Here is a 25,088-nt window from a genome sequence, read left to right as displayed (position 1 = left end):
GTACAGAATACGTCCGGCTCTGCCGCCGATCCATGGGGTCGAAGCCTAAATAAGGTTCCAAATAGGACTCAATCCAGGGGAAGGGTGACCCTTACGCTGGTGCCCCGTCCAACCTCGGAGTCGATGTCCACTGTCCCGCCGGCGTCGTGCACTGCGATCGACATCATGAGGAGCCCGAAACCGTGCCGCCGTCCACTGGGCGCGGCATGGATTTCGAAGCCGCTGCCATCATCGGTGATGGTGAGTTGGATGCCGTGGTAAACCGCGTTCAGGCGGATGGTGAGCTCGCTGGCTCCCGCGTAGTTCAGGGTGTTGCTGAAAGCTTCCTGGGCCACGTGATACAAAAGGGCCGCCGCGGAAGAGGAGATCTCGATTCCGTGGTGCGGGGTGTGCCAATGCACTGTTACACCGGCCCTGCGAAGCGGAGCGGCCAGCCGGTCGATGCATCCCGCAACGCCCAGCGCGTAGAAATCCACGGGGTGTTGATCCTGGATGATGCCCTTGATGGCCATCACCTCACTGAGAGCTGCTGACTGGTCCATTGGGTCCCCCACATCGTCGTGATTCATACCGGAAATTCGATGCCGAAGACTCCGTGTATTGGTGCTTCGACTGCTTCCAGCGTGGCGCTGATGTATCAAGGAACCTTTTCGATTAGCTCAAGTTCGTATCAAGTTTGCGGGGCGGACTTGCGCCGGTGGACTTCCCGAATAACAGCGCCCGACGGCGGCACGTGAGTACCGTCGTCGGGCGCTGCCAGGGTGTCAGCGGTTGCTGTGGCCAGCCTCCACTGCTGCTTGCTCGATGCGGGCCCGGTACGCCGCCCATTCCTCCGTGGACTTTCCGGGCACGTTCGGATCCCCTGGCCGCTGGCCGGCCGAACCGTCAATGAGTTCACGGAGAATATCCGCATGCCCGGCATGGCGGGCCGTCTCGACGCACATGTGCACCAGGATCTGGTGAAGCGTTACGTTCTTCTTTGCCTCGTTCCACCAGGGCACCACGCCCGCCGCGTCCAATGGCAGTGCCTCGATGGTGGCGTCGCTGTGCTCGGCAGAGAAACGGTGGAGTTCCATGATCTCTTCGCGGCTTTCGTTGGCCGGAACCCACATGTCCCCATCAGGCTCGGCACCATCGGCAAACCACGGAAGTTCCCGGCCACTGGGCCGCCCGAACGTCACACCGAAGTAGTCCAACTGGACGCTGGCGACGTGCTTGACGAGCCCTAAAAGATTAGTGCCGGTGGGCGTCGTGGGCCTGCGGGCGTCGTACTCGCTGAGGTCCTCGACTTTGCTGAGGAGATCCTCCCGCCGATTCCTGAGGTATGTGAGCAGCGTCGCTTTGTCATCCATGTTGTGCACTCTACAGAAGGGGACCGACACGGGTTCGCGGGAAACGTGCCAAACGCTGGGAATGCTTCGGCGATTTCGCCGCGTTCCAGCGAACTCGCTTGGCCTTACGAATTCGCACGCAGGTTAGACTCGGGCGCATGGGGGACAACAACACGGGGCGTCAGCACCGAGTCCGCCGGAAAACGACGAAATCGCCGGAAAACTCCAGCGAACTGGCAGCTTTCCGGCGATCTCGGCGCAAGCATCAAACCTAGGTGAGCTTCACCTGGCGGTTCATGTCCTTGTACAACAGGTACCGGAACTCGCCCGGGCCGCCGGCGTAGCAAGCTTGCGGGCAGAACGCGCGCAGCCACATGAAGTCGCCGGCCTCCACCTCAACCCAGTCGTTGTTGAGCAGGTACATGGCCTTGCCCTCCAGCACGTACAGGCCGTGCTCCATGACGTGGGTTTCCGGGAAGGGGATCACGCCGCCGGGCTGGAAGGTGACGATGTTGACCTGCATGTCGTGGGCCAGGTCGCTGGAGTCCGTGAAGCGGGTGGTCTTCCAGACGTCGTTGGTGTCCGGCATGGAGGTGGGCTCCACGTCCTTCTCATTGGTCACGAAGGACTTCGCTTCGAACCCTTCGAGCCGCTCGTACGCCTTGCGGATCCAGTGGAAGGAAACGATGTCGTCGGACACGTTTTCCAGGCCCCACTCCGCACCGGCTGCGAGGTAGGCGTAGCCGCCCTCTTCGAGGTGGTGCAGCTCGCCGTCGAGGGTCAGGTTGACCTGGCCCTTGGTCACGAAGATAACGCCCTCAACGCCGGACTCGAACTCGGCCTTGGGAGCGCCGCCGCCCGGGCCGATCTCCACAATCAGCTGGGAGAACGTGGTGGCGAAGCCGGAAATCGGCCGCGCGATGATCCAGGAGCGGGTATTGGAGAAGCCCGGCAGGTTGCTGGTGACGATGTCCGTCATGACACCCTTGGGGATCACCGTGTAGGCCTCGGTGACGATGGCCCGCTCGGTGGTCAGGTGGGTCTGCGGGGGCAGCCCGCCCTCGGGGTAGTAGTACTTGCCCATGCGAAATGCTCCTATCAGTGGGAAGTCGGTTGTGCGAGCCGCGGGTGCGCCAGCGCGGTCAGCTGTGAAAGTTCGACGCCGGCAAGCGCCTTGACCTCGTCGGTCCCCACTGCGCCGCACTGGACGCCGCGGAGGACGAAGCCGGCCAAAGCGCGGGCCGTGGCGGGCTCATCCATGACGCCGCCTTCGGTCCGCTCCACATAGTTGCGCAGGCGCAATGCCGCGGCGGGCAGGCCTTCGCGGTAGAAAGCGTACGACGCCGAGAAGCGGCTGGGGAGCTGGGCGGCGTGGAGATCCCAGCCCTGGTAGTAGCCGTTTTCCAGGGAACGTCGGACCAGGCGGCCATGCAGTTTCCAGGCGTCTTCCACTGCGTCACCGACGGGGATGATGTTGGTGGAACCGTCGGACAGGCGGATGCCTGTGCCGGCGACGGCCAGTTGCATGACCTGCTTGGCGAAGTCTGCCACGGGGTGTTCCATGGACTGGTATTCCGCAGAGATACCCAGCGACGCGCTGTAGTCGTAAGTCCCGTAGTGCAGGGCGCTAATGCGGCCGGGCACCACGTGGGGGAGCTGGGCCACAGGCGAGGTTCCATCCGCGCCGATGATGAGCTGCGGGGTTTCCACCTGCACCTCAAAGCGGAGCCGGCCAGCGGGGAGCCCAAGGACTTCCTCCAGGCGGGACACTGCGTAATCCATGGCCTGGACCTGGGCCACAGTGGTGACCTTGGGCAGGGTGAGGATCAGGCCGACGGGGAGCTCCCCGGCTGCTGCGAGCGTGGACACGAACAAGTCAAGGGTTCGCAGGCCGCGGGCCCGGGTGGGGGCTTCGAAGCACTTGAAGCGGATACCGATGAACGGCGGTGCTGTTCCGGCTGCGACAGCAGCTGCAACGGCGTTGGCGGCAGCAACGGCGTCGGCATCTTCTGCCTCATCGCCGCGGTCACCGTAGCCGTCTTCGAAGTCCAGGCGAAGGTCCTCGATCGGCTCGGAGGCGAGCTTCGCGGCCACACGCGCTGCGACGGCTGCAGCCAAGTCGGGCTCCTGGCCCAACAGCTGTCCGAGTTTTTCGAGACCGCCGTGGGCTTCCGCCGTCGCGAGTGCCTGGGCGCCCCAGTCCGCCAGGAAGGTGGGCGTGAAGCGGTCCGCCGGGATGTAGACGGTGTGGATGGGCTGGCGGGAGCCGTCGTCGCCGGGGTAGTTGCGGTCCAGCAACTGGTCCGTCGCGGTCAGCTGTTCCTCGATGTGGGCCAGGTCAGATGAACTCAGTGAACCCATCTCAGCCCACCAGCTCATACGCCGGCGTGGTCAGGAAGTCCGTGTACTCATCGGAGAGACAGATGTCCTCGATCAGCTTGGACGCGGGCTCGTAGTACTTGGTGAAGTTCTCGTCGCCGAATTCGATGCGCAGGCGCTCGGTCTCTTCGCCCAGGATGCGGGTGACCAGTTCGCGGGTCACTGTGTTGCCGGTGTCCGCGAGGATCGACTTGTTGCGGAGCTGCTGCCACACCTGCGAGCGGGAGATCTCCGCAGTCGCGGCGTCTTCCATCAGATTGTGGATGGCCACGGCACCACTGCCGGAGATCCACACGCCGGTGTAGGCGACGGCGACATACAGGTTCAGGCGCAGCCCGGCTTCGGTGACGGTACCGCCGGCGGACGCGACGTCGATCAGCTGCTCAGCAGTGACGTTCACCTCGGGGCGCTGCTTATCCAGCTGATTCTTCTTACCGCCGTTGGCAGGGTCGCCAAGCACGGAATCGAAGACTTCGCGACAGGTGGGCACCAGGTCCGGGTGGGCAACCCAGGAACCGTCAAAGCCATCGTTTGCTTCGCGGGTCTTGTCGGCGCGGACTTTGTCGAAGGCTGCGGCGGTGACGTCCGGCTGCTTGCGGTTGGGGATGACGGCGGCCATGCCACCCATGGCGAAGGCGCCGCGCTTGTGGCAGGTCTTGACCAGGAGCTCGGTGTAGGCACGCATGAAGGGTGCCGTCATGGCAACGGTGGCGCGGTCCGGGAGGACGAACTCTTCGCCGGCATCACGGAAGTACTTGATGATGCTGAAGAGGTAATCCCAACGCCCGGCATTGAGGCCGGAAGCGTGATCACGCAGTTCGTAGAGGATCTCGTCCATCTCGAACGCTGCCGGGATGGTTTCGATCAGCACGGTGGCGCGGACGCTGCCCTGCGGGACGCCGAGGTAGTCCTGTGCGAAGACGAAGACGTCGTTCCAGAGGCGCGCCTCAAGGTGGCTCTCCATCTTGGGCAGGTAGTAGTACGGGCCGTGACCGTTCTCCAGCAACTGCTTGGCGATGTGGAAGAAGTGGAGGCCGAAGTCCACCAGCGCACCGACGGCGGGTTCGCCGTCGAGCAGTACGTGGCTTTCCTCCATGTGCCAGCCGCGGGGGCGGGCAACAACGACGGCCAGGGGAGCGTCCGTGCGGAGCCGGTATTCCTTGCCCTCGGGGGAGGTGAAGCTCAAGGTGCCCCGGGCGGCGTCGCGGAGGTTCAGGATGGCGTCGACGACGTTAGGCCACGTGGGCGTCGAAGCGTCTTCGAGGTCGGCAAGCCATACCTTGGCGCCGGAGTTCAGGGCGTTGATGGCCATCTTGGCCGGGGTTGCCGGACCGGTCATCTCAACGCGGCGGTCCTGCAAAGCCGCAGGAGCCTCGGCGACTTTCCAGTCGCCGTCGCGGATTTCCTGGGTTTCCGGAAGGAAGTCGAGGCGGGACGTGTCCGCAACCTTCTGGCGCTTGACCTTCCGTGCCTGGAGAAGCTCGTTGCGGGTGCCGGCAAAGCGGGTGTGCAGTTCTTCGATGAAGGCCAGTGCCTCCGGGGTGAGGATCTCCTCGGCGCGATCGATCGGCCGGGGATCAGTGACTGTAATAGCCATGTGAGCGGATTCCTTCTTCTAGGGTGCGCTGGTGCTACAGCGCGCTGGCGGCGTTTGCGTGCGCGGCGGCTGCCACCGCAGCAGCAACATCGGCAGCAACGTGGGGATCGAAGACGCTGGGGATAATGTAACTCGCGTTCAGCTCATCGTCAGCCACCCGGTTGGCGATCGCCTCGGCGGCGGCCACCAGCATGTCAGGCGTAATGTCCGATGCCCCTGCGTCCAGTAGCCCGCGGAAGAATCCGGGGAAAGCCAGCACGTTGTTGATCTGGTTGGGGAAGTCACTGCGGCCGGTAGCTACGACGGCGGCGTGCTTGGAAGCGATCACGGGATCGATTTCCGGCGTCGGGTTGGCCATGGCGAACACAATCGCATTTTCGGCCATCGAGGCGACCTGGTCCTCGCCGATCACGTGCGGTGCGCTGACGCCGATGAACACGTCAGCACCCTTGAGGGCATCGTGCAGGGTGCCGGAGAAGCCTTCTTCGTTGGTGTTCGCGGCGATCCAGCTGCGGTGCTCGTCGCTGTATTCCTCGCCCGAGTGGATGGCGCCCGAGCGGCCCGCGGCGATGATGTGCTGCCCACCCTGGGCCTTGAGGAGCTGGATGATGGCGGAGCCGGCAGCACCGACGCCCGAAACCACGATCTTGACCTCGGACAGCTTCTTGTCCACGACGCGCAGGGCGTTGACCAGGGCTGCGAGCGTAACGATCGCGGTGCCGTGCTGGTCGTCGTGGAAGACCGGGATGTCCAGCTCTTCGCGGAGGCGGTTCTCGATTTCGAAGCAGCGCGGTGCGGCGATGTCTTCAAGGTTGATGCCGCCGTAAACGGGGGCCATGGCCTTGGCGATCATGATGATCTCTTCGGTGTCCTGGGTGTCCAGGCAAACCGGCCAGGCGTCAACGTTGGCGAACTGCTTGAACAGCGCCGCCTTGCCTTCCATGACCGGAAGTGCGGCCGCGGGGCCAATGTTGCCCAGGCCCAGGACGGCGGAACCGTCAGTGAGGACAGCAATGGTGTTGCGCTTGACCGTGAGGTTGCGGGCAGCAGCCGGGTCTTCTGCGATGGCCATGCAAACGCGGGCGACGCCGGGAGTGTAGGCGCGCGAAAGATCGTCGCGGTTGCGCAGGGCTACTTTGGGGACGACCTCGAGCTTGCCGCCGAGGTGCATGAGGAAAGTGCGGTCCGAAACGTGCTGGACGGTGACGCCGTCGAGTGCGTTCAGGGCGTCCTTGACGCGGGCTGCGTGGTCGTCGTCGGTGGTGTTGCAGGTGACGTCGACAACGATCTTCTCGTGGTGGGATTCCGTGACGTCCAGGGCGGTGATTGCTGCACCGGCTGCGCCGACGGCTGCTGCCAGTTCGCTGGTAGCGGTGAAGCTCGACGGTGCGGCGACGCGCAGGGTGATCGAGTTTCCGGGGCTCGGATTCGCCATTGAAATTCCTCCTGTTAGGCCCGTTCCCGGGCCGCCGTTCCTACAAAATATTTTCGTATTATGGATATTATTATCTACAAAGTGGAAACACAACCCCTTGCTTGGTCATGTTCGGTGTCATCGCGCCGCTTGCATGCGTGCTGTATGTTGGGTGTTCTAAGCAATTCTTTTCACGATGCGGATAAGAGTTGTCGGAATCTGAGTCATTGGAGACAAGGGAATGGCTGAAAAAGCCTCCGGAGGCGTGCAGTCCGTTGAGCGCGTCTTTGAACTGTTGGAACTGATCACGGACGCCGGTGGCGACGTCACCTTGAGCGAGCTCTCCTCGTCCACGGATTTGCCCCTGCCTACCATCCATCGCCTGCTGAGGACCCTGGTCTCCCTCGGCTACATCCGCCAGCTGCCTAATCGCCGCTACGCCCTGGGCCCTCGGCTCATCCGGCTCGGCGAAGGTGCCAGCAAGCAACTCGGTGCCGTAGCCCGCCCTCAGCTCAAGACCCTCGTAGAACGACTCGGAGAGACCTCCAACATGGCGGTCCTGGACTCGGACATGGTCATCTACGTGGCCCAGGTTCCGTCCATGCACTCCATGCGCATGTTCACCGAGGTTGGCCGTCGCGCCCACACGCACGATACCGGCGTCGGCAAGGCCATCCTGGCCCAGCTGGATGACGAGGTTGTCCGCGGCATCGTGGCCCGCACCGGCATGCCCACCCCCACGGCCAAGAGCATCGGGGACATCGACTCTCTGCTCGCTGACCTGGCATTGATCCGTGAGCGCGGCTACTCCATTGACGAGGAAGAGCAGGAGCTCGGCGTGCGCTGCTTCGCCATGGCCGTCCCCAACGCGCCCACGCCCACTGCGATCTCCGTTTCCGGGCCGATTACCCGCGTGGACCAGAGCTTCGCCGACCGTGCTGTGCCCATGCTGCGCGAGGCGGCCAAGGCGATCTCCGCGGAGCTCAACCAAAACTAATCCCTGCCAGATGGCACTAGATGGCAATGTTCCCCGCGAACATTGCCATCTTTTGTTATCTGGACGGCCCCTGGAAGGTGGGCGGCGCGCTCTGGGCGAGTGCCGCCGTCGTGCGCTTCCGTGGCACCGCGAAAGGCGGCAGTGTCCCCCAAGGAAACACTGCCGCCTTTCATCCGCGGAAGAGTGGTCAGTGCTCTGACGCGCTGGAAGTCTTGAGCGGGACCTCGTTGCCGTCGGCGTCGATCAACTTGCCGTTCTCAAAGCGGTCGCCTTCGCTGAGGCACTTGATGTCCTCTTCGCTGACAATCCGGTCCGTTCCTGCAACGAATACCGACTGGTTGTCCGAGTTGCCGGCCTTGAAGTGGTTGAACAGGATGTTCAGCAGGATCGCCATGACCGCGGCCGAGCTGATGCCGGAGTGGAAGATCGTGGAGAACCAGGACGGGAACTGGTCGTAGAACTTCGGGGCGGCGATCGGGATCATGCCGAAGCCGATCGAAGCAGCCACGATGATCAGGTTCATGTTGTTCTTGTATTCGACCTTGGCCAGGGTGCGGATACCGCTGGCGGCAACCGTACCGAAAAGTACGACGCCGGCACCGCCCAGGACGGGCGTCGGAACCGCTGCGACCACGCGGCCGAGGATCGGCAGGAGGCCCAGGATCACAAGGATGAGGCCGCCGGCGCTGACCACGAAGCGGCTCTTGATGCCCGTGATGGCAACGAGGCCAACGTTCTGGGCGAAAGCGCTCTGCGTGAAGGAGTTGAACAGGGGGGAGATGGCGCTGGAGAGCATGTCGGCGCGGAGTCCGTCACCGATGCGGCGGGAATCAACCTTGGTGTCCACGATCTCGCCCACCGCGATGATGTCTGCGGAGGTCTCGGTGAGGGTCACCAGGATAACGATCAGCATGGAGATGATGGCGGCTACTTCGAAGGTGGGGGCACCGAAAGCGAAGGGTGTGGGGAACGCGACGACGTCGCCCTGGCCCACCTTGGAGAAGTCGGCCATGCCGGCAATGAGCGCAATGATGGTGCCGATCACCATGGCCAGCAGGATCGAGAGCCGGGAGATCGCGGCGTTGCCAACCTTGCTCAGGAGAAGCACGACGCCCATGGTTGCTGCGGCCAATCCGATGTTGGCCATGCTGCCGTAGTTGTCAGCCTTGGCGTTACCGCCCATGGCCCAGTTCGCGGCCACCGGCATCAGGGTGAGCCCAATGGTGGTGATTACTGTGCCCGTAACCACAGGTGGGAAGAATTTGATGATTTTCGAGAACAGGGGAGTGATGGCCAAACCGATCAGCGAGGCCACGATCACCGAGCCGAACACCGCCTGGATCCCGCCGCCACCCTGGACGATCGCCACCATGGTGGAAACGCCGGCGAAGGACACGCCCTGGACCAGCGGCAGCTGCGAGCCGAACCACGGGATGCCCACCGTCTGAAGGATGGTGGCGAGCCCGCCTACGAACAAACAGGCGGCGATCAAAAGGCCGATGTCCTGTGAGTTCATGCCGGCCGCTGCACCGATGATCAGCGGCGGGGCAATGATTCCGCCGTACATGGTGAGGACGTGCTGGAAGCCGTAGGCAAACGTGCTTCCGATGGAGAGGCGCTTGTCCTCGGGCCGTTCGGGCTTGTTCGCGCGGTCCGTCCGGGACGAGGTGGTATTCGCGGGGCGGGATTTCTTCTTGATGTTCATGGCAGACTTTCTGGGTTCATGGCAGACGTCTTCGTCTGGCTAACTGTGTCTGGCTAACAAATCTTGGGGTTTTAGGGGTCGGGTTTGTGTACAGGTGATGCCTTTAAAGGGGCTCTTAGGGACAGCACCTGTACACAAACCCAGGGGTTGGCCTTCGCCGGGTGGTTAGCAGAAGCCGGCGATGCCGCTCCATGCAACGGGTGCAGCGTCGATGTCTTCGCGCTGGACGGTTGCTTCGATGAGGCCGTACGGGCGATCAGCCGCGAAGAAGACCTCGTTGGGGTTGTCCAGGCCGAACGGACTCAGGTCAACCAGGAAGTGGTGCTTGTTGGGCATGGAGAACTTGATTTCGTCCACTTCGCTGTGTGCTTCGAGGACCTTCTTGCCCATGTCGAACAGCGTCTGCTGCAGGGCGTGGGAGTAGTTCTCGGTGAAGCCTTCCAGCAGGAGCGCCCGGATGTCTTCGTAGCTCTTGTTGAAGTCCGTGCCAGCGACGTCCAGGTTGGTGTTGTAGCGCCAGCGGGCGGAGACATCCGTTGCGAGGATGCGGTCCGTGGTCTCCGGCAGGGTGGTGTACTTATCCCGCGGGTAGCCGACAAAACCTGACTGGGTGGTCTTCAGGACGGTCAGGTCCTTGAGGCCGCTGATGAGGTGGGTGGTTGCGCCATCACGGACGACGACGGCGGTACGCACCTCTTGTCCGTTGCGGACGAAGCTGTGGTCGTGTCCCTCGCCGTGTGCCTGGATACGATCCCAGCTGTAGGCCTCGGCTTCCCAGCGTCCGCCGGTTACCCAGTCGAACCCACCGGTGAAGTGATCGGCAAGGCGCAGGAGGAAGGCTTCGGGGGAGCCGATGCCTTCACGAGCGAAAGCGTAGACCGTGTTCTTCTGGGTGTCGGTGGCAACGACGTGGCCGTTGTCGCCTTCGAGGTGGGCTGCCTGGAAGTCGCCGCGCAGCTGCGAGGTGACGTTCAGGTCTTCGATGTGGTGGCGGTCCGTATCCCGAGTGACCTTGACGACGCGGACTTCTGCTTTGCCGTACTGGTTTTCGCCGAGGACGATGTTGTTGCTCATGGTCATATCCCAACTTCTGTGAGGTGGAACCTAGGTTCCATCAATGAAATTAAGCGCGTGTTTCCACCGCGTTTCTGGTGGAGCCGACCCAACAAAAAAGAGCCGACATCCATTGATGCCAGCTCATTACGACCCTGCCTGCTGCTCTCAGGTTACGTGACCTACGCCACGAACTGATTCGAGAGTAGCGCATGGTTTTGGCCTGTGTATACGGGTTCCCAAGGATCGTTATGAACTACCCGAATGTGACCGGGGCAACTCGGTTTGGCTTTTCGGGGGTCTTGACGCTTGCTTTGCCGCCTGCCTACACTTTCCACATAACAATAAAAGTTTTCCGAAGTACGGAAACTGAGTGCATGAGAAAGAGGAGGAACAGATGGACTCGAAGGATACGAACAACGTCGTGGAATTCCCGGCACCGGGTCAGGAGCTGTACCTGCCCTTCGGTGCAACAGATCCGGACTTCTATATTCCGGCCGACTGCGACCGCAAAGCCGGCGGGTTCTCCCGTTGGCTGCGCGCGCTTCCGGTGTTCGGCCGGCAGCGCCCCTGATTTTCCTGCATCACGGGCGCGGACTCTGCGCAACAGAGCCAACGAGGCGGGCGATACCTGGGGAGGTGTCGCCCGCTTTTCGGTGCTCGCCTCCATTTAGACGCCTCGCTGCGCAGGATGCCGTGCGCAACATCGAATGCGCAGCGAGTCAGCGAATTGGCCCTAATCACGGAGGGCGCGTAGTACCCGCACTTTGAACTCCTGCTCACGGAATAGGTCCTGCCACTTGATCCGAATGAACCTCCAGCCGAGTTCGGTGAGTGACTTCTCGCGCTGGCGTTCCCGGTAGAGGACTTCGCCCGTGGGGGCGTAGTCGAAGTACTTGACCTTCCCGTCGAACTCCAGCGCCAGTTTCTTCCTGCGCCAGGCAAAGTCGAGCCGATGGCGACCCTCCGCTGACATCACCTCTACCTGGAGCTCGGGGAGCTCGATGCCAAGTCGTTGGAGCAACTCACGGGTGAGGGTTTCTCCGGGCGATTCCGACCTTGCGTCCGCATTCTCCAATGCTCTGCGGAGCCTGCTGACGCCATTGCGCCCGACGAGGCTGCCGCACATCTGCTCCAGGGCGGTGGTGTGGGCACCTATCCTGAGCGCGTGGTCTACCACGATGAGGGCTTGCTTGTAGGTCAACATAAGGCAGCAGTCCGCTACCGTTCGTTCGAGCGAGGTGCAGGGCATTCCCTGCACGGTAACCACCTCGTTGGGGTTCAATGTCCGAGTATGGGGGACGACGTCACCTCCATGGGATGTCCGAGAGGGGGTAGTCCCGGTGGTCACGTGCACGCGGTCATCGACGTCCCACAGAAATAGCCCATGCAGGCGCGCTGCAGAGGTGTGGCTGTAAACCAAGCCACCAACCGACGTCGTCAGTGTTCCGTGGGCGTGTGCGGCTATGAGTTGCAGGCTGCGCGACCAAGGTTTTTGGGCTGCCCATGTGCTGCCTCGGATGTAACAGCCCCGACGAAGCCGGACCAAGCCTCCCGTGCGCAACATAGCGGCGATGTTTCTGTCGTTGAAGCCGAGTTCGTGGAGTTCGCTGGTTCGCCACAGGTGTATTCCTGCTGGCAGCTCTCCTGGGGCGTTTTTCATCACGTCATAAGCCTCGAATGGCGCCCCCGCAGGGAGAAGGTGTGGGCTGGCCTATGTGGATAAACCCATTTCGATGCGTAGCTGCGTACTGTGCCGTGCGAACGGCTCAGTACGCAGCGCGGCGACGAATTGGCCAAAAAATGGGCTCGTCATATTCCGATGGGGTGTGGCGTGGGTCACGTATGCTGGGGTGACGGCCGCCCTTGGGTACCTACAGGTCGTCGTGGCCCCCATTTGGGCCGCACTTGCTGGCTCGATGGCGTCGGACGAGGTCCGCGAGCGTCGCACTGCAGCACGTTGAGCAATAGCTGCCGCTCGTCGTCGAGCTGTGCCGGGACATGGACGCCTGGCTGATAACGCCTGCCGCGGTAGGTCTCAGAAAGAGCTGGATCTGGGGGTTCAGCGCCGCACAGCAGCAATCAGGCTGCTTCCCCAAAGGAAAACATTTGTCATGAAACGCACCCTCGTCACGCTCGGGGCGGTGATTGTGGTGGCCCTTGCCGGATGCACGGATCCAGGCACGCCGCCACCTACCGAGAGCCCCAGCGCAACGTCAACAGCCGAACCGACCGCCACTCCCACGGACCCTAGCGAAACGCCCACCGGAACTCCCGAACCGACAACGACGTCGACGGCCACGCCGACGGCTGAACCGACGACGACCCCCACCCCGACTCCGACAGAGACGACGACCCCGACCCCCACCCCGACTCCGACAGAGACGACGACCCCGACCCCCACCCCGACTCCGACAGAGACGACGACCCCGACCCCAACCCCCACCGCCACGCCGACCCCGACGGTCACGCCTACGCCCACGCCAACTGCAACGCCCACCCCCACACCAACACCCACAGGCAGCCTTGCCAATCTCGCCCGTGTCCCGTGGGACGGCGGCCCTGCGTACTGGTCAAAGTTCCCGGGTGCGGCGAAACTCAACAACCCGAATCTTTTCCCCATCAGCGTCTACTACGGCAAGCCCGAGCACGCCGCCCAGTTGAAGGACATCGGCGTCAACGTGTACCAAAACGCCGAGCACGATGGGTCTTCCCTGGCGTCAATTACGGACACAGGAATGCTGGTGATCGCCGGGACAGAGTGGTCGCGCGCTGAGGTGGGCAGCAACCCCGGAGTGGTGGGTTGGGATACCTACGATGAGTGCGACATGCTCGGCTTGGGTTGCGATGGCGCAACCTATGCCCAGAATCTCCAACAGATGGAGGACAAGGTGGCCCAGATCCATGGGTTCAACGATGGCAGGTTCGCGTTCGCCAACTATTCCAAGGGCATCCTGGGAACCTACTGGGCTCCGGGGCTGATGGACGATTTCATGTCCGCGGTGGACGCTGCGTCCGTGGACAACTACATGTACGCCCGGGCGGACCTTCAGGATGAACTGAACCGGACTCCGTCGTGGCCGCAGGGCGCCATCACGGCAACCTCCGCGGCTTACGGCTGGCAGGTGGATCAGATGCGAAGCTTCCAATCCTCGCCAGGCGTCCACCCGAATTGGATCTTCGTGGAGTCCGCAAAACCGTTCCTCAATGATGTGAATGACCGGACCATCACCCCGGAACAGATGGAGGGTGCCATGTGGTCCGGCATCATCCACGAGGCCCGGGGGATCAGCATTTTCCAGCACAACAACAATGGCCAAGCTGGATTCGGCACGTATTCACTGGTCCAGGCGCCCGCTGATCGCAAGGCAAAGATCAAGGTAGCGCTGGCCGGCATCCAGGCGCTGGCACCTGTCCTCAACACCCAGAGCTATGTGTGGAACGCAGGCGCCGCAGGAACGGACACCATGCTGAAGGCCAAGGATGGCAGCGCCTACCTCTTTGCTGGCATTGGCTTGAAAGGCAGTACTGGTTCCAAGACCTTCACCCTGCCTGACGGTGTCACCGGTACACAGGTGGAGGTTGTGGGCGAGAACCGGAGCATTTCCGTGCAAAACGGTAAGTTCACGGACTCCTTTGCCAACGAATACACGCACCACGTTTACAAGGTCACCATCTAGGGAGGGCCGCACCACCCGCGGGTTCGCGGGAAGAGTGCGAAATCGCCGGAACGCTCCCTGCGAAGTGGCAGCGTTCCGGCGAACTCGCGCAAAACCATAACCAACGAGCTACCCGGCCACCAGCTTCCGCGCAGCCGCAGAGTGTTCCGCGATCAGCCCGGCCACGTCCAGGTCCGGGATTCCCCCGTCAATGACGCGCCAGGATCCGCCCACCATCACCCGGTCGGCCCGGTCTGCCCCGCAGAGCAGCAACGCAGCTACGGGGTCGTGGCTGCCGGAAAACCTCAACGAGTCGAGCTTGAACAGTGCCAGGTCCGCCTGCATCCCGGGAGCCAGCTGGCCGATGTCGGACCGCCCAAGAACTGCCGCGGACCCGCGCGTGGCCCATCCAAGTGCGCGTGACACGGGGACCGACGCGCCATACCGCAAGCGCTGCAAATACAGGGCTTGCCGGGCTTCGAGGATCATGTTGGACGCGTCGTTGGAAGCAGATCCGTCCACGCCCAGCCCCACGGGAACGCCCGCGGCTTCCAGTTCCAGCACGCGTGCCGTCCCGGAGGCCAGGCGCATGTTCGACGTCGGGCAGTGGGCCACCGCTGTTCCGGCAGCTCCCAGACGCGCGATCTCCTCGTCATTGAAGTGGATGCCGTGTCCCAGCCAGGTCCGGGATCCGAGCCACCCCACGGACTCCAGGTAATCCACGGTCCGCAGCCCGAACATGGACTGGCAGAAGTCCTCCTCGTCGATGGTTTCGGCAAGATGCGTGTGCAGCCGGACATCGAAGCGCTCGGCCATGGCCGCGGACTCGGCCATGATTTCCTTCGTTACGGAGAACGGCGAGCATGGGGCCAGGGCAATCTGGACAACGGCCCCATCGCCGGTCTCGTGATACCTGCGAATCAGGCGTTCGCTGTCCGCGAGGATCGCCTCAGGTGACTGCACCGTGGTCCTGGGCGGCAGCCCGCCGTCGTCCTCTCCCAGGGTCATGGACCCGCGCGTCAAGGTTGCCCGCATTCCCATGGACCGTACTGCAGACACCTCGATGTCGATGGCGTCTTCCATGCCGTCGGGGAAGAGGTAGTGGTGGTCGGCTGCGGTGGTGCAGCCGGACAGCAGCAGCTCGGCCAGGGCAACTTGCACGGCAAGCTCAAGGCTGCGCGGAGTGAGCCGCGCCCACACGGGGTAGAGGTTCTGCAGCCACGGGAACAGGGGTGCGTTGGCCACGGGGCCCCAGGCGCGGGTGAGGGTTTGGTAGAAGTGGTGGTGCGTGTTGATGAGGCCCGGTAGCACCACGTGGGAGGACGCGTCGAACACGGAACACGGCATGGAAGGCTCAGCGCCGGAGGGCACGAGTTCAACGATGGTTCCGTCGTCGGAGACCACCAGGCCGTTGCCGGCGTCGAGGTCGTTGGCGGTGAAGATACCCAGCGGGTTTTTGATCCAAAGCATGGAGGTCCTTGTCTGGTCGGCGTGTTCGCGTTCCAGCTCAGTTAGGCCCTGTCTGCTGATCCAGGTTTCCCGGGCGCCGGGGGCGTCGGGTCCCCAAAGCGTAGAATGCACGACGGCGGCCGTCAACGCCCGCTTCCCGCCTGCGGTCACATTCCGGCGCTAAAAGCACGGCTCAAGTAATTTCGCATGACGAAATTAAATTTTCAAAAAACTATGGCGCGGCTCACAACCCTGGTGCTACGCTCTAACTGCCAAAGGCGGGCACCCGGACTTCGGGAAGCTATCTACCAGGCGCAACTTAACCTTCATCGCACATGCTGAAGCCTGGTAACCAAGCTAACTGGAGCTCCTTTTTGCAGCGCGCTCAAACAGGTCACCTGGCTTCCACAGCACTAAGGAAGTCGCAACATGAGTACAACCGTCACGGCCGAGCAATTCCTGGCCACCTCCATTGAGCTGGCAACAGCCAATGTCCTGAACAGTGGTGGCCCTTTCGGCGCCGTCATTGTCACCGCGGACGGACGAGCCTTCGAAGGCGTCAACCGCGTGACCGCCACGAACGATCCCACAGCGCACGCAGAAGTCACGGCAATCCGTAACGCCTGCCGTGAACTGGGAACGTTCGATCTGAGCGGAGCAACCCTCTACACCAGCTGCGAGCCATGCCCCATGTGCCTGGCTTCCGCGCTCTGGGCACGCGTGGACCGCGTGTTCTTCGCCGCAGACCGTCACGACGCCGCATCCGTGGGCTTCGACGACGCCGTCTTCTACGAGTACTTCGAGAACGACAACCGGGACGCGCTGATGCCGGTAGCCAAGCTGGAACTGGGCGATCCCCAGGCTCCGGAGGCCCTCCAGCCGTTCACCACATGGAACACGCTTGATTCCAGGATTGATTACTAGGGCCCGGTGGCTGACATGGAAATCCTGGGTACCGCAGAAATGCACACAGCAGCTGAAAAGCAGGCTGCGCTCTTCCCCAACGGTGAGAACAGCGCAGAGCCCACAGCGGCAGAAGCAAAGCACACGGCAGCCGGCCTGGCAGGTGGCAACAAGAAGCCCCCGGCGTCGAACTCCTTCCTGGACAAGTTCTTCCAGATCTCCCAGCGTGGCTCCACACTGGCCCGCGAATTCCGCGGCGGCCTGGTCACGTTCTTCACCATGGCCTACATCGTCATCCTGAATCCGCTCATCCTGGGTGGCTTCTCGGCAGAGAACGCGCCGACTGATGTGGCGGGCGGTTGGTTGTCGGCCGCGCAGGTCGGTGCGGTCACTGGCCTCACTGCCGGCGTCATGACCATCATTTTCGGTCTGGTCGCCAACCTTCCCTTCGGCCTGGCCGCAGGTTTGGGCATCAATTCGTTCCTGGCCGTTGCGGTCATCCAGGAAGTCACATGGCCAGAAGCCATGGGCCTGGTGGTCATCAACGGCATCCTCATTGTCCTCTTCGGTGCTACCGGGGCCCGGACAGCGATCTTCAAGGCAGTGCCCAAGGAACTGAAGGCAGCCATCACCGTTGGCATCGGCCTGTTCATTGCCTTCATCGGCTTCGTGGACTCAGGGTTCGTCCGTCCCACAGCGGGCGGCCCACCGGTCCAGCTGGGTAACGACGGCTCCATCACCTCCCTACCTACGCTTGTCTTCATCGTCGGTTTGCTGGCCATGGGCATCCTTGTGGCCCGCAAGATCCAGGGTGGCCTGCTGATCGGCATCGTCGCCACCACCGTCCTCGCCGCAGTTGTCGAGGCCGTATTCAAGATCGGCCCTGGCAGCGCCACCAATCCCGGCGGCTGGCACCTGAACGTGCCTATCTTGTCCAGCCAGTTGGTGTCCGTGCCGGATCTTAGCCTGGTGGGCCACTTCGATCTCTTCGGCTCGTTCGCCCGGATCGGTGGACTTGCCGCCACCATGTTGGTCTTCACCCTGGTGTTCACCAACTTCTTCGACGCCATGGGCACCATGACCGGGCTGGCGAAGAGCGCTGGGGTGGCGCACAAGGACGGTACGTTCCCCAGGCTGAAGTCGGCATTCATCGTTGAAGGCATGGGTGCCGTGGTGGGTGGGGCAACCTCCGGATCATCGAACACTGTGTACATCGACTCCGCTGCCGGTATTGGCGAAGGTGCCCGCACGGGCTTGGCGTCGGTGGTCACCGGCCTCCTGTTCCTGGGGTCCATGTTCTTCACGCCGCTCACTTCGGTGGTTCCGCTGGAAGTTGCTGCGGCCGCACTGGTTGTTGTGGGCGCGATGATGATGGCGCAGATCCGCGAGATCAAGTTCACCAAGTTCTCGGTCGCCTTGCCTGCGTTCCTGACCATCGTGACCATGCCGCTGACCTACTCCATCGCCAACGGCATTGGGGTCGGGTTCATCTCCTTCGCCGTGGTCAACGCCGCCTCTGGTAAAGCCAAGAAGGTGCATCCGCTCATGTGGGTGGTCACGGCCGGCTTCATCATCTACTTCGCACGGGGTCCCATCAACGCCCTGATGGGCGTTTAGCCAGGAACCCCAGCCCGCGCCGGCGGGTCATCATCCGGCACTCCGATCGACGGTCCCCCGATTCCCTCCGCACGAATAGGCGCCCGCCGTCGTCGTCCCTGAAAACAGGCACGACGGCGGGCGGCGGCAGGGTGCCGGTGCTCCGTCAGGGAACGGGGGCAGGGAGATGAAGCCCTTGCCCCCGTTCCTATGAACCCTTACTGACTGAACTTTTACTGAACAGCCGCGACTGCCCCTCAACAGCCTCTGCGAATGAGATTATGGGGCAAGATCGCGCACTGCTCCGGCCGGGCCACCTGGCCGGGACACCTGGAATAAGGATGTGTTGCCATGCTGGATCTGATGCCTTCACTGGGCGGCTGGCGGACGGCGGTCTCCGGCCAACGATGCGCTGTGGCCACGATCGTAGGGACCGGCGGCTCTGTGCCGCGGCCCCTGGGGACGTCCATGATGGTCTCCGAACACGGCGAAATTTTGGGCAGCTTGTCCGGCGGCTGCGTGGAGGGCGCCGTTGTGGAGGCGGCTTTGGAAGCCATGCGCGACGGCGGCCCCCGCCTTGAGTCCTTCGGCTTCAGTCCCGAGGACGCGTTCGCGGTGGGACTCACCTGTGGAGGGGAACTGGAAGTCCACATCCAGCCGCTGCAGGAAGGCTCGCCAGAACTCTCAATGCTGGCCGAAACCCGACGCCCTGGCGCACTCATCCGCCGCCTTGATGCTGGTGGTGGAGTCATGGTGGTGGATGATCCCGCACGGTTCCGTGCCATGGAATCCGAAGAACTGGCCAGACTGGTGGGGGACCACCCGGCTACCCTTTTCGCGGCAGCCGCCCAAGTGGAGCCCCTCCTCCAAGGGGGCCGCGCAGGCCTTGTCCGGCTGGCCCCGCCCGAGGGCTGCATCGATGGGTGGGTAACAACCGAGAGGTTGGCTGCGCCGCCCCGGGAAAAGGAAGAACCTCAACCCATCACCTTGCTGGTCGAAAGCAGGTTGCCGGCAGCGAGGATGCTGGTCTTTGGCGCCAACGACTTTGGTGCCGCGTTGCTTCCCGCTGGACAACTGCTCGGCTACGACGTCACGCTGTGCGATGCCCGGCCTGCTTTCACTCAACAAAGTCGATTCGCCGGAGCCGACCAGGTGGTGACGGACTGGCCGCACCGCTACCTCGAAGCAGAGGCCGCAGCAGGACGGATCGACTCCCGGACCGTGGTCTGCGTCCTGACCCACGATCCCAAGTTCGACATCCCCTTGCTGGAGACGGCCCTCCGCCTCAACCTGGCCTACGTTGGCGCGATGGGTTCGCGCCGGAGCCACCGCCAACGGGTCGATGCCCTCCTCGAGTCAGGCACTCCCTCAGAGTCCTTGGCGCGGCTGCACTCACCCATCGGCCTGAACCTTGGTGCCGTGACACCAGCAGAGGTGGCGGTTTCCATTACGGCCGAGATCATCGCCGAGCGCGGACCCGGTACCCGGGAAACGCACGGCACGCCCGGTTTTCCGTCCCTCAAAGACGGCACCGGCCCGATTCACCCAGCACCTCAACACCTCACCCAGGAGGACCCATGGACATGAACACCATCGAGGCCGTGGTGCCCACGACGGACCCGGCCCTGTGGCGCGACGGCGATGCCTGGCTCGCCGGCGGTACAGTCCTTTTCTCCTACGGAAGCACTGTCCTCAAACGGCTCCTCGACCTCGGCGAAGCCAACTGGCCCGCCGTGACCGTGACCGATGACGGCATCGAACTGGCTGCCACCTGCACTGTGGCTGAGCTCTACGCCTTGCCTGCCAGCGAAGAAGCAGCCCACCGCGAATGGCCCGGACTGGCTCTGATCCGGCCTAGCTGCGACTCGTTCGTGGCGTCCTTCAAAATCTGGAACATGTCCACGGTGGGTGGCAACATCTGCACGGGCTTGCCCGCAGGACCCATGACGTCGCTGTGCGCCGGACTCGACGGCCTCGCCACCATCCTCAGCCCGGATGGTTCCAGCCGCACGGTCCCGGTTGCCGACTTTGTGATCGGCGATATGCAGACCGTCCTGGCCCCGGGGGAGTTGCTCCGCAGCATTCATCTCCCCGCCGAGGCACTCTCGGCGCGCGTAGCATTCAGGCGCTTGTCGCTGAGCAACCTTGGCCGCTCAGGGGTGCTGCTGATTGGCAGGATCGATCCCGTCTTCGGCTTGGTCATCACGGTGACTGCTTCGACCAAGCGCCCGGTGCAACTCAGGTTCCCGGCCGGGAAGGTTCCGGACGCGCGGACGCTGGCCGACGCCGTCGAACATTCCATTCCCTGGCCGCTGTACCACGACGATATCCACGGGCTCCCGGCATGGCGCCGCGACATGACGCTCAAGCTGGCCGAGGAAATACGGGCGGAGTTGATGGACGAGTCGATGACTGTCTCCGGCGATTTCTGGCCCCCGCATGCCACGTCGCCCCAGCCGTCCACGCAACCCGAAACCACAGGCACCCAGAAGGAGGCCTCCCATGGCAATTGAGATCAACGGCACTGCCTCGCAGGCCACACCCCGTCCGGGCCAATGCCTGCGCACCTTCCTGAGGGAGGAGGGCAACTTCGGCGTCAAGAAGGGCTGCGACGGCGGCGACTGCGGAGCTTGCACCGTCCACGTCGACGGAACTCCCGTGCACAGCTGCATCTACCCGGCCGTCCGCGCCGAAGGCAAGACGGTCACCACAATCGAGGGCCTCGCCAAGGAAGGACAGCTCCACCCTGTGCAGGAGCAGTTCAACGCGGGGCAGGGTTTCCAGTGCGGCTTCTGTACCGCAGGCATGATGATGACCGTCGCGACCTTCGACGACGAGCAACGCGCCAACCTGCCCCGCAACCTCAAGGGAAACCTGTGCCGATGCACCGGCTACCGCTCCATTGCGGACGCCGTCTGTGGCCACGGCGGAGGCCACGGCGGCCAACACCAGCACGAAGATCACGACGCCGGAGCTGACGTTTCAGGCGCAAAGTCGCCTGCTGTTGTGGAGGCGACCCCCGGCCAACTTGGCGACAACGTCCCCGCCCTGGCCAGCGACGCCGTGATCACGGGAACCGCCAGGTACGCCCTGGACGTTCCGGCGGAGCAACTCCCCGGCTTGCTGCACCTCAAAGTGGCGCGCTCGCCACATCCGCACGCCCGGATCGTTTCCATTGACAAGGCTCCAGCGTTGGCCGTGCCGGGCGTGGTTGCAGTGTTCACGCACGAGGACGCACCGCAGCAGCTCTTCTCCACGGCACAACACGAGAATTTCACCGACGACCCCGATGACACCCGCGTCCTGGACAACGTTGTACGGTTCATCGGGCAACGCGTTGCAGCTGTCGTTGCCGAAACCGTGGGTGCAGCCGAAGCTGGAGCCCGGGCTTTGGCCGTGGAGTACGAAATCCTGGACCCGGTTTTCACGCCCCAGGAAGCCATCCTTCCCGGTGCCCCGGCGATTCACGGCGAGAAAGACGGTGTCGAGTCCCGTATTTCGCGGCCGCTCCAGAATGTTGTGGCCGAGGTCCACGCGGAACTGGGCAGCGTGGAAGACGGCTTCGCCGCCGCGGACTACATCCACGAGCACACGTACCAGACCCAGCGGGTGCAGCACGTAGCCATGGAAACCCATTCGTCCATCTCCTGGCTCGATCAGGAGGGCCGTTTGGTTGTCCGTTCCTCCACCCAGGTCCCGTTCCTGGTGAAGCGGACATTGAGCCGGTTGTTCAACCTGGCGCCGGAAACCATCCGTGTTGTGGCCGGCCGGGTCGGCGGCGGTTTCGGTGGAAAGCAGGAAGTCCTCACCGAAGATTTGGTGGCTTTGGCAACCCTTGCACTGAAGCGTCCCGTGCAGTTGGAGTTCACCCGGACCGAGCAGTTCACGGCAACCACCACCCGCCACCCCTTCACCATCCACCTCAAAGCCGGTGCCAACAAGGACGGATACCTGACGGCCCTGCAGCTGAACGTCCTGACCAACACTGGTGCCTACGGAAACCACGCTCCCGGCGTGATGTTCCACGGCTGCGGAGAGTCGTTGGCCGTGTACAAGTGCGTGAACAAGAAAGTGGACGCCCACGCCGTCTACACCAACACAGTTCCCGCCGGGGCCTTCCGCGGCTACGGGCTGAGCCAGATGATCTTTGCCATCGAATCGGCCATCGACGAATTGGCCATTGGGATCGGCATGGATCCGCTTGAGTTCCGGCTGAAGAACATGGTCCGGCCCGGTGACCACATGCTGTCCACAACCCCGGAGCCCGAAGAAGACGTCCACTACGGAAGCTACGGCCTGGACCAGTGCATCGCCTTGGTGCGCGACGCCCTGGACCGCGGGAAGGAACGCTACCGGGCCGCAGGCCTTGATGACCTGGGCCCGGAGTGGGTCACCGGTGAGGGGTCAGCCCTGTCCATGATCGACACCGTCCCGCCCCGCGGCCACTTCGCCCACACCCGGGTGAGCCTGGAAGCGGACGGACGGTTCGCCGTCGACGTCGGTACTGCCGAATTCGGGAACGGCACTACCACTGTGCACGCGCAGCTGGCGGCCACGGCGTTGGCGACCTCAGCGTCCAAGGTGACCGTGCGCCAGTCCGATACCGACCTTGTGGAGCACGACACCGGTGCGTTCGGGTCCGCGGGAACGGTGGTTGCCGGCAAGGCGACGCTCGGTGCGGCGCTGGAACTGGCCACCCGCATCCAGACAGTCGCGGCCTCGCTCACAGGGGTGGCGCTGGCGGACTGCCGGTTGGTGGATGGCGCTGTCCAGTGCGGCGAGCGTACCGTGCAGCTGACGGACATCGTCGACGCCGCCCGGCTGCAAGGCGTCCGGCTCGCCACCGACGGAAACTGGGGAGGGACGCCGCGTTCGGTGGCATTCAACGTCCACGGCTTCCGGGTTGCCGTAAACACGGGGACCGGTGAGCTGCGGATCCTGCAGAGCGTGCAGGCCGCCGACGCCGGAGTGGTGGTCAACCCGCGGCAGTGCCGTGGGCAGATCGAGGGCGGGATCGCGCAGGCCCTCGGTGCGGTGCTGTACGAGGAAGTGAAAGTGGACGACGCCGGTCGGGTCACCACGGATATCCTGCGGCAGTATCACATTCCCTCGTTCGCGGATGTGCCGAGGAGTGAGGTCTACTTCGCCACAACCAACGACAGCACGGGTCCCCTCGGGGCCAAGTCCATGAGTGAGAGCCCGTTCAATCCTGTGGCCCCGGCGCTGGCGAACGCCATCCGCAACGCTACCGGGATCCGTTTCGGTGAGCTCCCCATCGCCCGGGACAAGATCTACCTGGCGCTCCGCGACCGGAGCCCTGCCTCCGTGTAGCCCGCCTGCCCAATCGGGTTAGAGGGGGAGCTCCATGAAGACGCTGTTCGGGTCCAGGGTGTAGTCCGCAAAGGGCCTGCACTCCGTAAAGCCGTGCCTTTCATACAGACGCCGTGCCGGGGCGAAATAGTCCTCGGTGCCCGTTTCCAGGCACAGCCGCTGGTACCCGCGGCTTCGGGCGTCGGCGACGATGTGTTCCAGCATCAATGTCGCCACGCCCCGGCCGCGGGCGCTGGCCGTGGTGCGCATGGACTTGATCTCGGCCAGTCCACCGTCGTGGTCTTTCAGGGCACCGGATCCCAGCAGTTGTCCATCCTCCCTGGCAGTCCAGAACGTGATGGACTCGTGGGACAACGCGGAATGATCCAGCGCATGGACGCTCTCCGCGGGGGAGGTGGCGAACATGTCAGCCAGGTGTTCACTGAGGAGCTGATGGACATCCGGGCGTGCGGGATCGTCTGTTTCGATGCGGATCATGCACCCAATGTACCTGCCGCTATCCGTCCAGAAGATGCAGCTGATCCTTGGTGTCCAAGTCCTCACCCGAGCACAAATCACTGCAGTCCACCAGGTCCACCAGGCCCGGGTGCGCCTTGAGGAAGGACCGCGCGCCGGTGTCGCCATTGGCGGCGTCGGCGGCCTGTCCGCGAAGCCCGACGTCGAATATCACCGGGTGCCCGCGCTTCAGCCTTCCTGACTCGTCAGGGTAGGCGGCGGCGGTGACCCGCCCTGGACGATGGCTGCCCAGCAACCTGCTCACCGCCGTCAGGGTAAGCCCGGGCTGATCCACCAGAGCCACCATGATGTTGTTCCCAGGGGCTGCCGCTTCGATGCCCGCGCGGAAGGATCCGGCCATCCCCTTGGCCCAATTCTGGTTTTCTACGACGGTGTGCGCGCCCAGGTCTGTACTGTTCCGCACGTTTTCGGCTTCGGCTCCGAGAACCACCACCACCTCGCTGCAGCCGCCGTCGAAAAGGGTGTCGGCGAGTACTTCCACCAGCGTGCGTCCGCGGAAGGGCAGCAGCGCTTTGGGGCCGCGCCCCAAGCGGGTGCCGGCGCCCGCAGCGAGCAGGACGCCCGTAGTGGGCGTGCCGGATGGAGTCATATCCTCACCATACGCGCGGGGTTCCATGCGGTCTGTAGCTCCACGGTTGCTTTCAAAGAGATCTACCGATATCGGTTGTAAATTACCCATCAGTAGGGCTTTTGGTGGTCGGAAATGGCCGTTAGGGTCGGTGGGGAGTTATGAAGTCAGCTCGTGTACGCAGCGACGCGTAAGGAACAGGGGAAAATGGCGGGCAGTTTCGAGATTCTCAAAGCAGGTACCAACTCATTCCGATTTCGGCTCACTGCCGAAGACGGCACGGTTGTGGCAGTGTCGCCACAGTTTCCGAATTTGAAGGCCGTTGTGGCCGGTATCAACGCAGTCCGCGAAAATGCGGCAACGGGCTTTGTCGTCGACAGGCGGAACCTGGGCACCTGACGTTGCCCGTCCTGGTCGGAAACAACAATCGGCGGCAGTGTTCATCACGAACACTGCCGCCGATTGTTGTTTGTTGGAGCTTTAGGCGTCGCCGCCTGCTCCGCCGGTGGTGCCGGCGTTGACATCCAGGAGCCGATACTTCTCGATGGCCTTCTCCAGTGCGTCCTCCGCAACTTCGCCCTTGGCGGCGA

21 protein-coding genes are annotated in these 25,088 nt (G+C 63.4%); 9 read left to right on the top strand and 12 right to left on the bottom strand.

All coding sequences use genetic code 11. The features are described 5' to 3' along the window. Positions 1 to 68: 68 nt before the first annotated feature. The 6 genes from ACNQOP_RS12145 to ACNQOP_RS12120 all read right to left on the bottom strand — a co-directional run bounded on the left by ACNQOP_RS12145 (position 69) and on the right by ACNQOP_RS12120 (position 6,742). A complete protein-coding gene (locus ACNQOP_RS12145; RefSeq protein WP_416404581.1) occupies positions 69 to 569 on the bottom strand; it encodes a sensor histidine kinase in 501 nt (166 codons plus the stop codon). 195 nt (positions 570 to 764) lie between these two features. Beyond that, positions 765 to 1,352, bottom strand: coding sequence for a DinB family protein (locus ACNQOP_RS12140; RefSeq protein WP_416404580.1), 588 nt, complete (start codon positions 1,350 to 1,352; stop codon positions 765 to 767). Positions 1,353 to 1,602: 250 nt separating this feature from the next. After that, positions 1,603 to 2,415, bottom strand: coding sequence for a bifunctional allantoicase/(S)-ureidoglycine aminohydrolase (locus tag ACNQOP_RS12135; protein WP_235517474.1), 813 nt, complete (start codon positions 2,413 to 2,415; stop codon positions 1,603 to 1,605). A 14-nt stretch (positions 2,416 to 2,429) separates the two neighbouring features. Then, complete coding sequence (locus ACNQOP_RS12130) at positions 2,430 to 3,692, bottom strand: DUF6986 family protein (RefSeq protein ID WP_416404579.1); 1,263 nt, start codon at positions 3,690 to 3,692, stop codon at positions 2,430 to 2,432. Position 3,693: 1 nt separating this feature from the next. Next, positions 3,694 to 5,307, bottom strand: a complete 1,614-nt coding sequence (aceB, locus tag ACNQOP_RS12125) for a malate synthase A (RefSeq protein WP_284987735.1) — start codon at positions 5,305 to 5,307, stop codon at positions 3,694 to 3,696. 34 nt (positions 5,308 to 5,341) lie between these two features. Next, positions 5,342 to 6,742: an NAD-dependent malic enzyme gene (locus ACNQOP_RS12120; protein WP_416404578.1), complete on the bottom strand. Its 1,401-nt coding sequence runs from the start codon at positions 6,740 to 6,742 to the stop codon at positions 5,342 to 5,344. Between the two features lie 220 nt (positions 6,743 to 6,962). On the opposite strand from ACNQOP_RS12120, the gene ACNQOP_RS12115 reads away from it, so the two are divergent. Continuing rightward, positions 6,963 to 7,718: an IclR family transcriptional regulator gene (locus ACNQOP_RS12115; protein WP_062071662.1), complete on the top strand. Its 756-nt coding sequence runs from the start codon at positions 6,963 to 6,965 to the stop codon at positions 7,716 to 7,718. Positions 7,719 to 7,905: 187 nt separating this feature from the next. Here the strand turns inward: ACNQOP_RS12115 and ACNQOP_RS12110 are convergent, their stop codons facing one another. Together ACNQOP_RS12110 and pucL are read right to left on the bottom strand one after the other, a co-directional pair. Beyond that, on the bottom strand, positions 7,906 to 9,423 hold the full coding sequence (locus ACNQOP_RS12110) for a nucleobase:cation symporter-2 family protein (RefSeq protein ID WP_416404577.1): 1,518 nt from the start codon (positions 9,421 to 9,423) through the stop codon (positions 7,906 to 7,908). A 165-nt stretch (positions 9,424 to 9,588) separates the two neighbouring features. Then, on the bottom strand, positions 9,589 to 10,503 hold the full coding sequence (gene pucL, locus ACNQOP_RS12105) for a factor-independent urate hydroxylase (protein ID WP_416404576.1): 915 nt from the start codon (positions 10,501 to 10,503) through the stop codon (positions 9,589 to 9,591). 370 nt (positions 10,504 to 10,873) lie between these two features. Here pucL and ACNQOP_RS12100 point away from each other — a divergent pair, with 370 nt between their 5' ends. Continuing rightward, on the top strand, positions 10,874 to 11,050 hold the full coding sequence (locus ACNQOP_RS12100; RefSeq protein ID WP_014922716.1) for a hypothetical protein: 177 nt from the start codon (positions 10,874 to 10,876) through the stop codon (positions 11,048 to 11,050). Positions 11,051 to 11,212: 162 nt separating this feature from the next. Here the strand turns inward: ACNQOP_RS12100 and ACNQOP_RS12095 are convergent, their stop codons facing one another. Next, complete coding sequence (locus ACNQOP_RS12095) at positions 11,213 to 12,139, bottom strand: hypothetical protein (protein WP_416404824.1); 927 nt, start codon at positions 12,137 to 12,139, stop codon at positions 11,213 to 11,215. A gap of 451 nt (positions 12,140 to 12,590) precedes the next feature. Here ACNQOP_RS12095 and ACNQOP_RS12090 point away from each other — a divergent pair, with 451 nt between their 5' ends. Then, positions 12,591 to 14,156, top strand: a complete 1,566-nt coding sequence (locus tag ACNQOP_RS12090; protein ID WP_416404575.1) for a hypothetical protein — start codon at positions 12,591 to 12,593, stop codon at positions 14,154 to 14,156. Between the two features lie 108 nt (positions 14,157 to 14,264). Here ACNQOP_RS12090 and ACNQOP_RS12085 read toward each other — a convergent pair whose 3' ends face one another. Beyond that, positions 14,265 to 15,605 carry an 8-oxoguanine deaminase gene (locus ACNQOP_RS12085; RefSeq protein WP_416404574.1) on the bottom strand — a complete coding sequence of 447 codons (1,341 nt, stop codon included), beginning with the start codon at positions 15,603 to 15,605 and terminating at the stop codon, positions 14,265 to 14,267. A 408-nt stretch (positions 15,606 to 16,013) separates the two neighbouring features. Between ACNQOP_RS12085 and ACNQOP_RS12080 the strand changes: the two genes are divergently transcribed. The 5 genes from ACNQOP_RS12080 (at position 16,014) to ACNQOP_RS12060 (ending at position 23,414) form a co-directional block, all read left to right on the top strand. Continuing rightward, entirely contained in the window at positions 16,014 to 16,508 is a 495-nt protein-coding gene (locus ACNQOP_RS12080; RefSeq protein WP_142937997.1) for a nucleoside deaminase, read from the top strand. 6 nt (positions 16,509 to 16,514) lie between these two features. Beyond that, complete coding sequence (locus ACNQOP_RS12075) at positions 16,515 to 18,104, top strand: NCS2 family permease (protein ID WP_257369706.1); 1,590 nt, start codon at positions 16,515 to 16,517, stop codon at positions 18,102 to 18,104. Between the two features lie 330 nt (positions 18,105 to 18,434). After that, positions 18,435 to 19,670 (top strand): XdhC family protein, encoded by a 1,236-nt coding sequence (locus ACNQOP_RS12070; protein ID WP_416404573.1) that lies wholly within the window; start codon positions 18,435 to 18,437, stop codon positions 19,668 to 19,670. After that, positions 19,661 to 20,596: an FAD binding domain-containing protein gene (locus tag ACNQOP_RS12065; RefSeq protein WP_416404572.1), complete on the top strand. Its 936-nt coding sequence runs from the start codon at positions 19,661 to 19,663 to the stop codon at positions 20,594 to 20,596. Before ACNQOP_RS12070 ends, ACNQOP_RS12065 begins: the two co-directional genes overlap by 10 nt. Next, positions 20,586 to 23,414 carry a molybdopterin-dependent oxidoreductase gene (locus ACNQOP_RS12060; protein WP_416404571.1) on the top strand — a complete coding sequence of 943 codons (2,829 nt, stop codon included), beginning with the start codon at positions 20,586 to 20,588 and terminating at the stop codon, positions 23,412 to 23,414. Before ACNQOP_RS12065 ends, ACNQOP_RS12060 begins: the two co-directional genes overlap by 11 nt. Before the next feature lie 18 nt (positions 23,415 to 23,432). Here the strand turns inward: ACNQOP_RS12060 and ACNQOP_RS12055 are convergent, their stop codons facing one another. Then, positions 23,433 to 23,891, bottom strand: a complete 459-nt coding sequence (locus ACNQOP_RS12055; protein ID WP_416404570.1) for a GNAT family N-acetyltransferase — start codon at positions 23,889 to 23,891, stop codon at positions 23,433 to 23,435. Positions 23,892 to 23,910: 19 nt separating this feature from the next. Continuing rightward, entirely contained in the window at positions 23,911 to 24,546 is a 636-nt protein-coding gene (gene nboR, locus ACNQOP_RS12050) for a nicotine blue oxidoreductase (RefSeq protein WP_284987745.1), read from the bottom strand. Between the two features lie 159 nt (positions 24,547 to 24,705). On the opposite strand from nboR, the gene ACNQOP_RS12045 reads away from it, so the two are divergent. Continuing rightward, positions 24,706 to 24,897 (top strand): YegP family protein, encoded by a 192-nt coding sequence (locus tag ACNQOP_RS12045; RefSeq protein WP_044569301.1) that lies wholly within the window; start codon positions 24,706 to 24,708, stop codon positions 24,895 to 24,897. Positions 24,898 to 25,088 lie beyond the last annotated feature (191 nt).

This window comes from Arthrobacter sp. LFS091, assembly GCF_047977885.1.
Taxonomy (GTDB): domain Bacteria; phylum Actinomycetota; class Actinomycetes; order Actinomycetales; family Micrococcaceae; genus Arthrobacter.
Note: the sequence above shows the minus strand (reverse complement) of the source record. Positions and strands in the feature narration are given on the sequence as shown.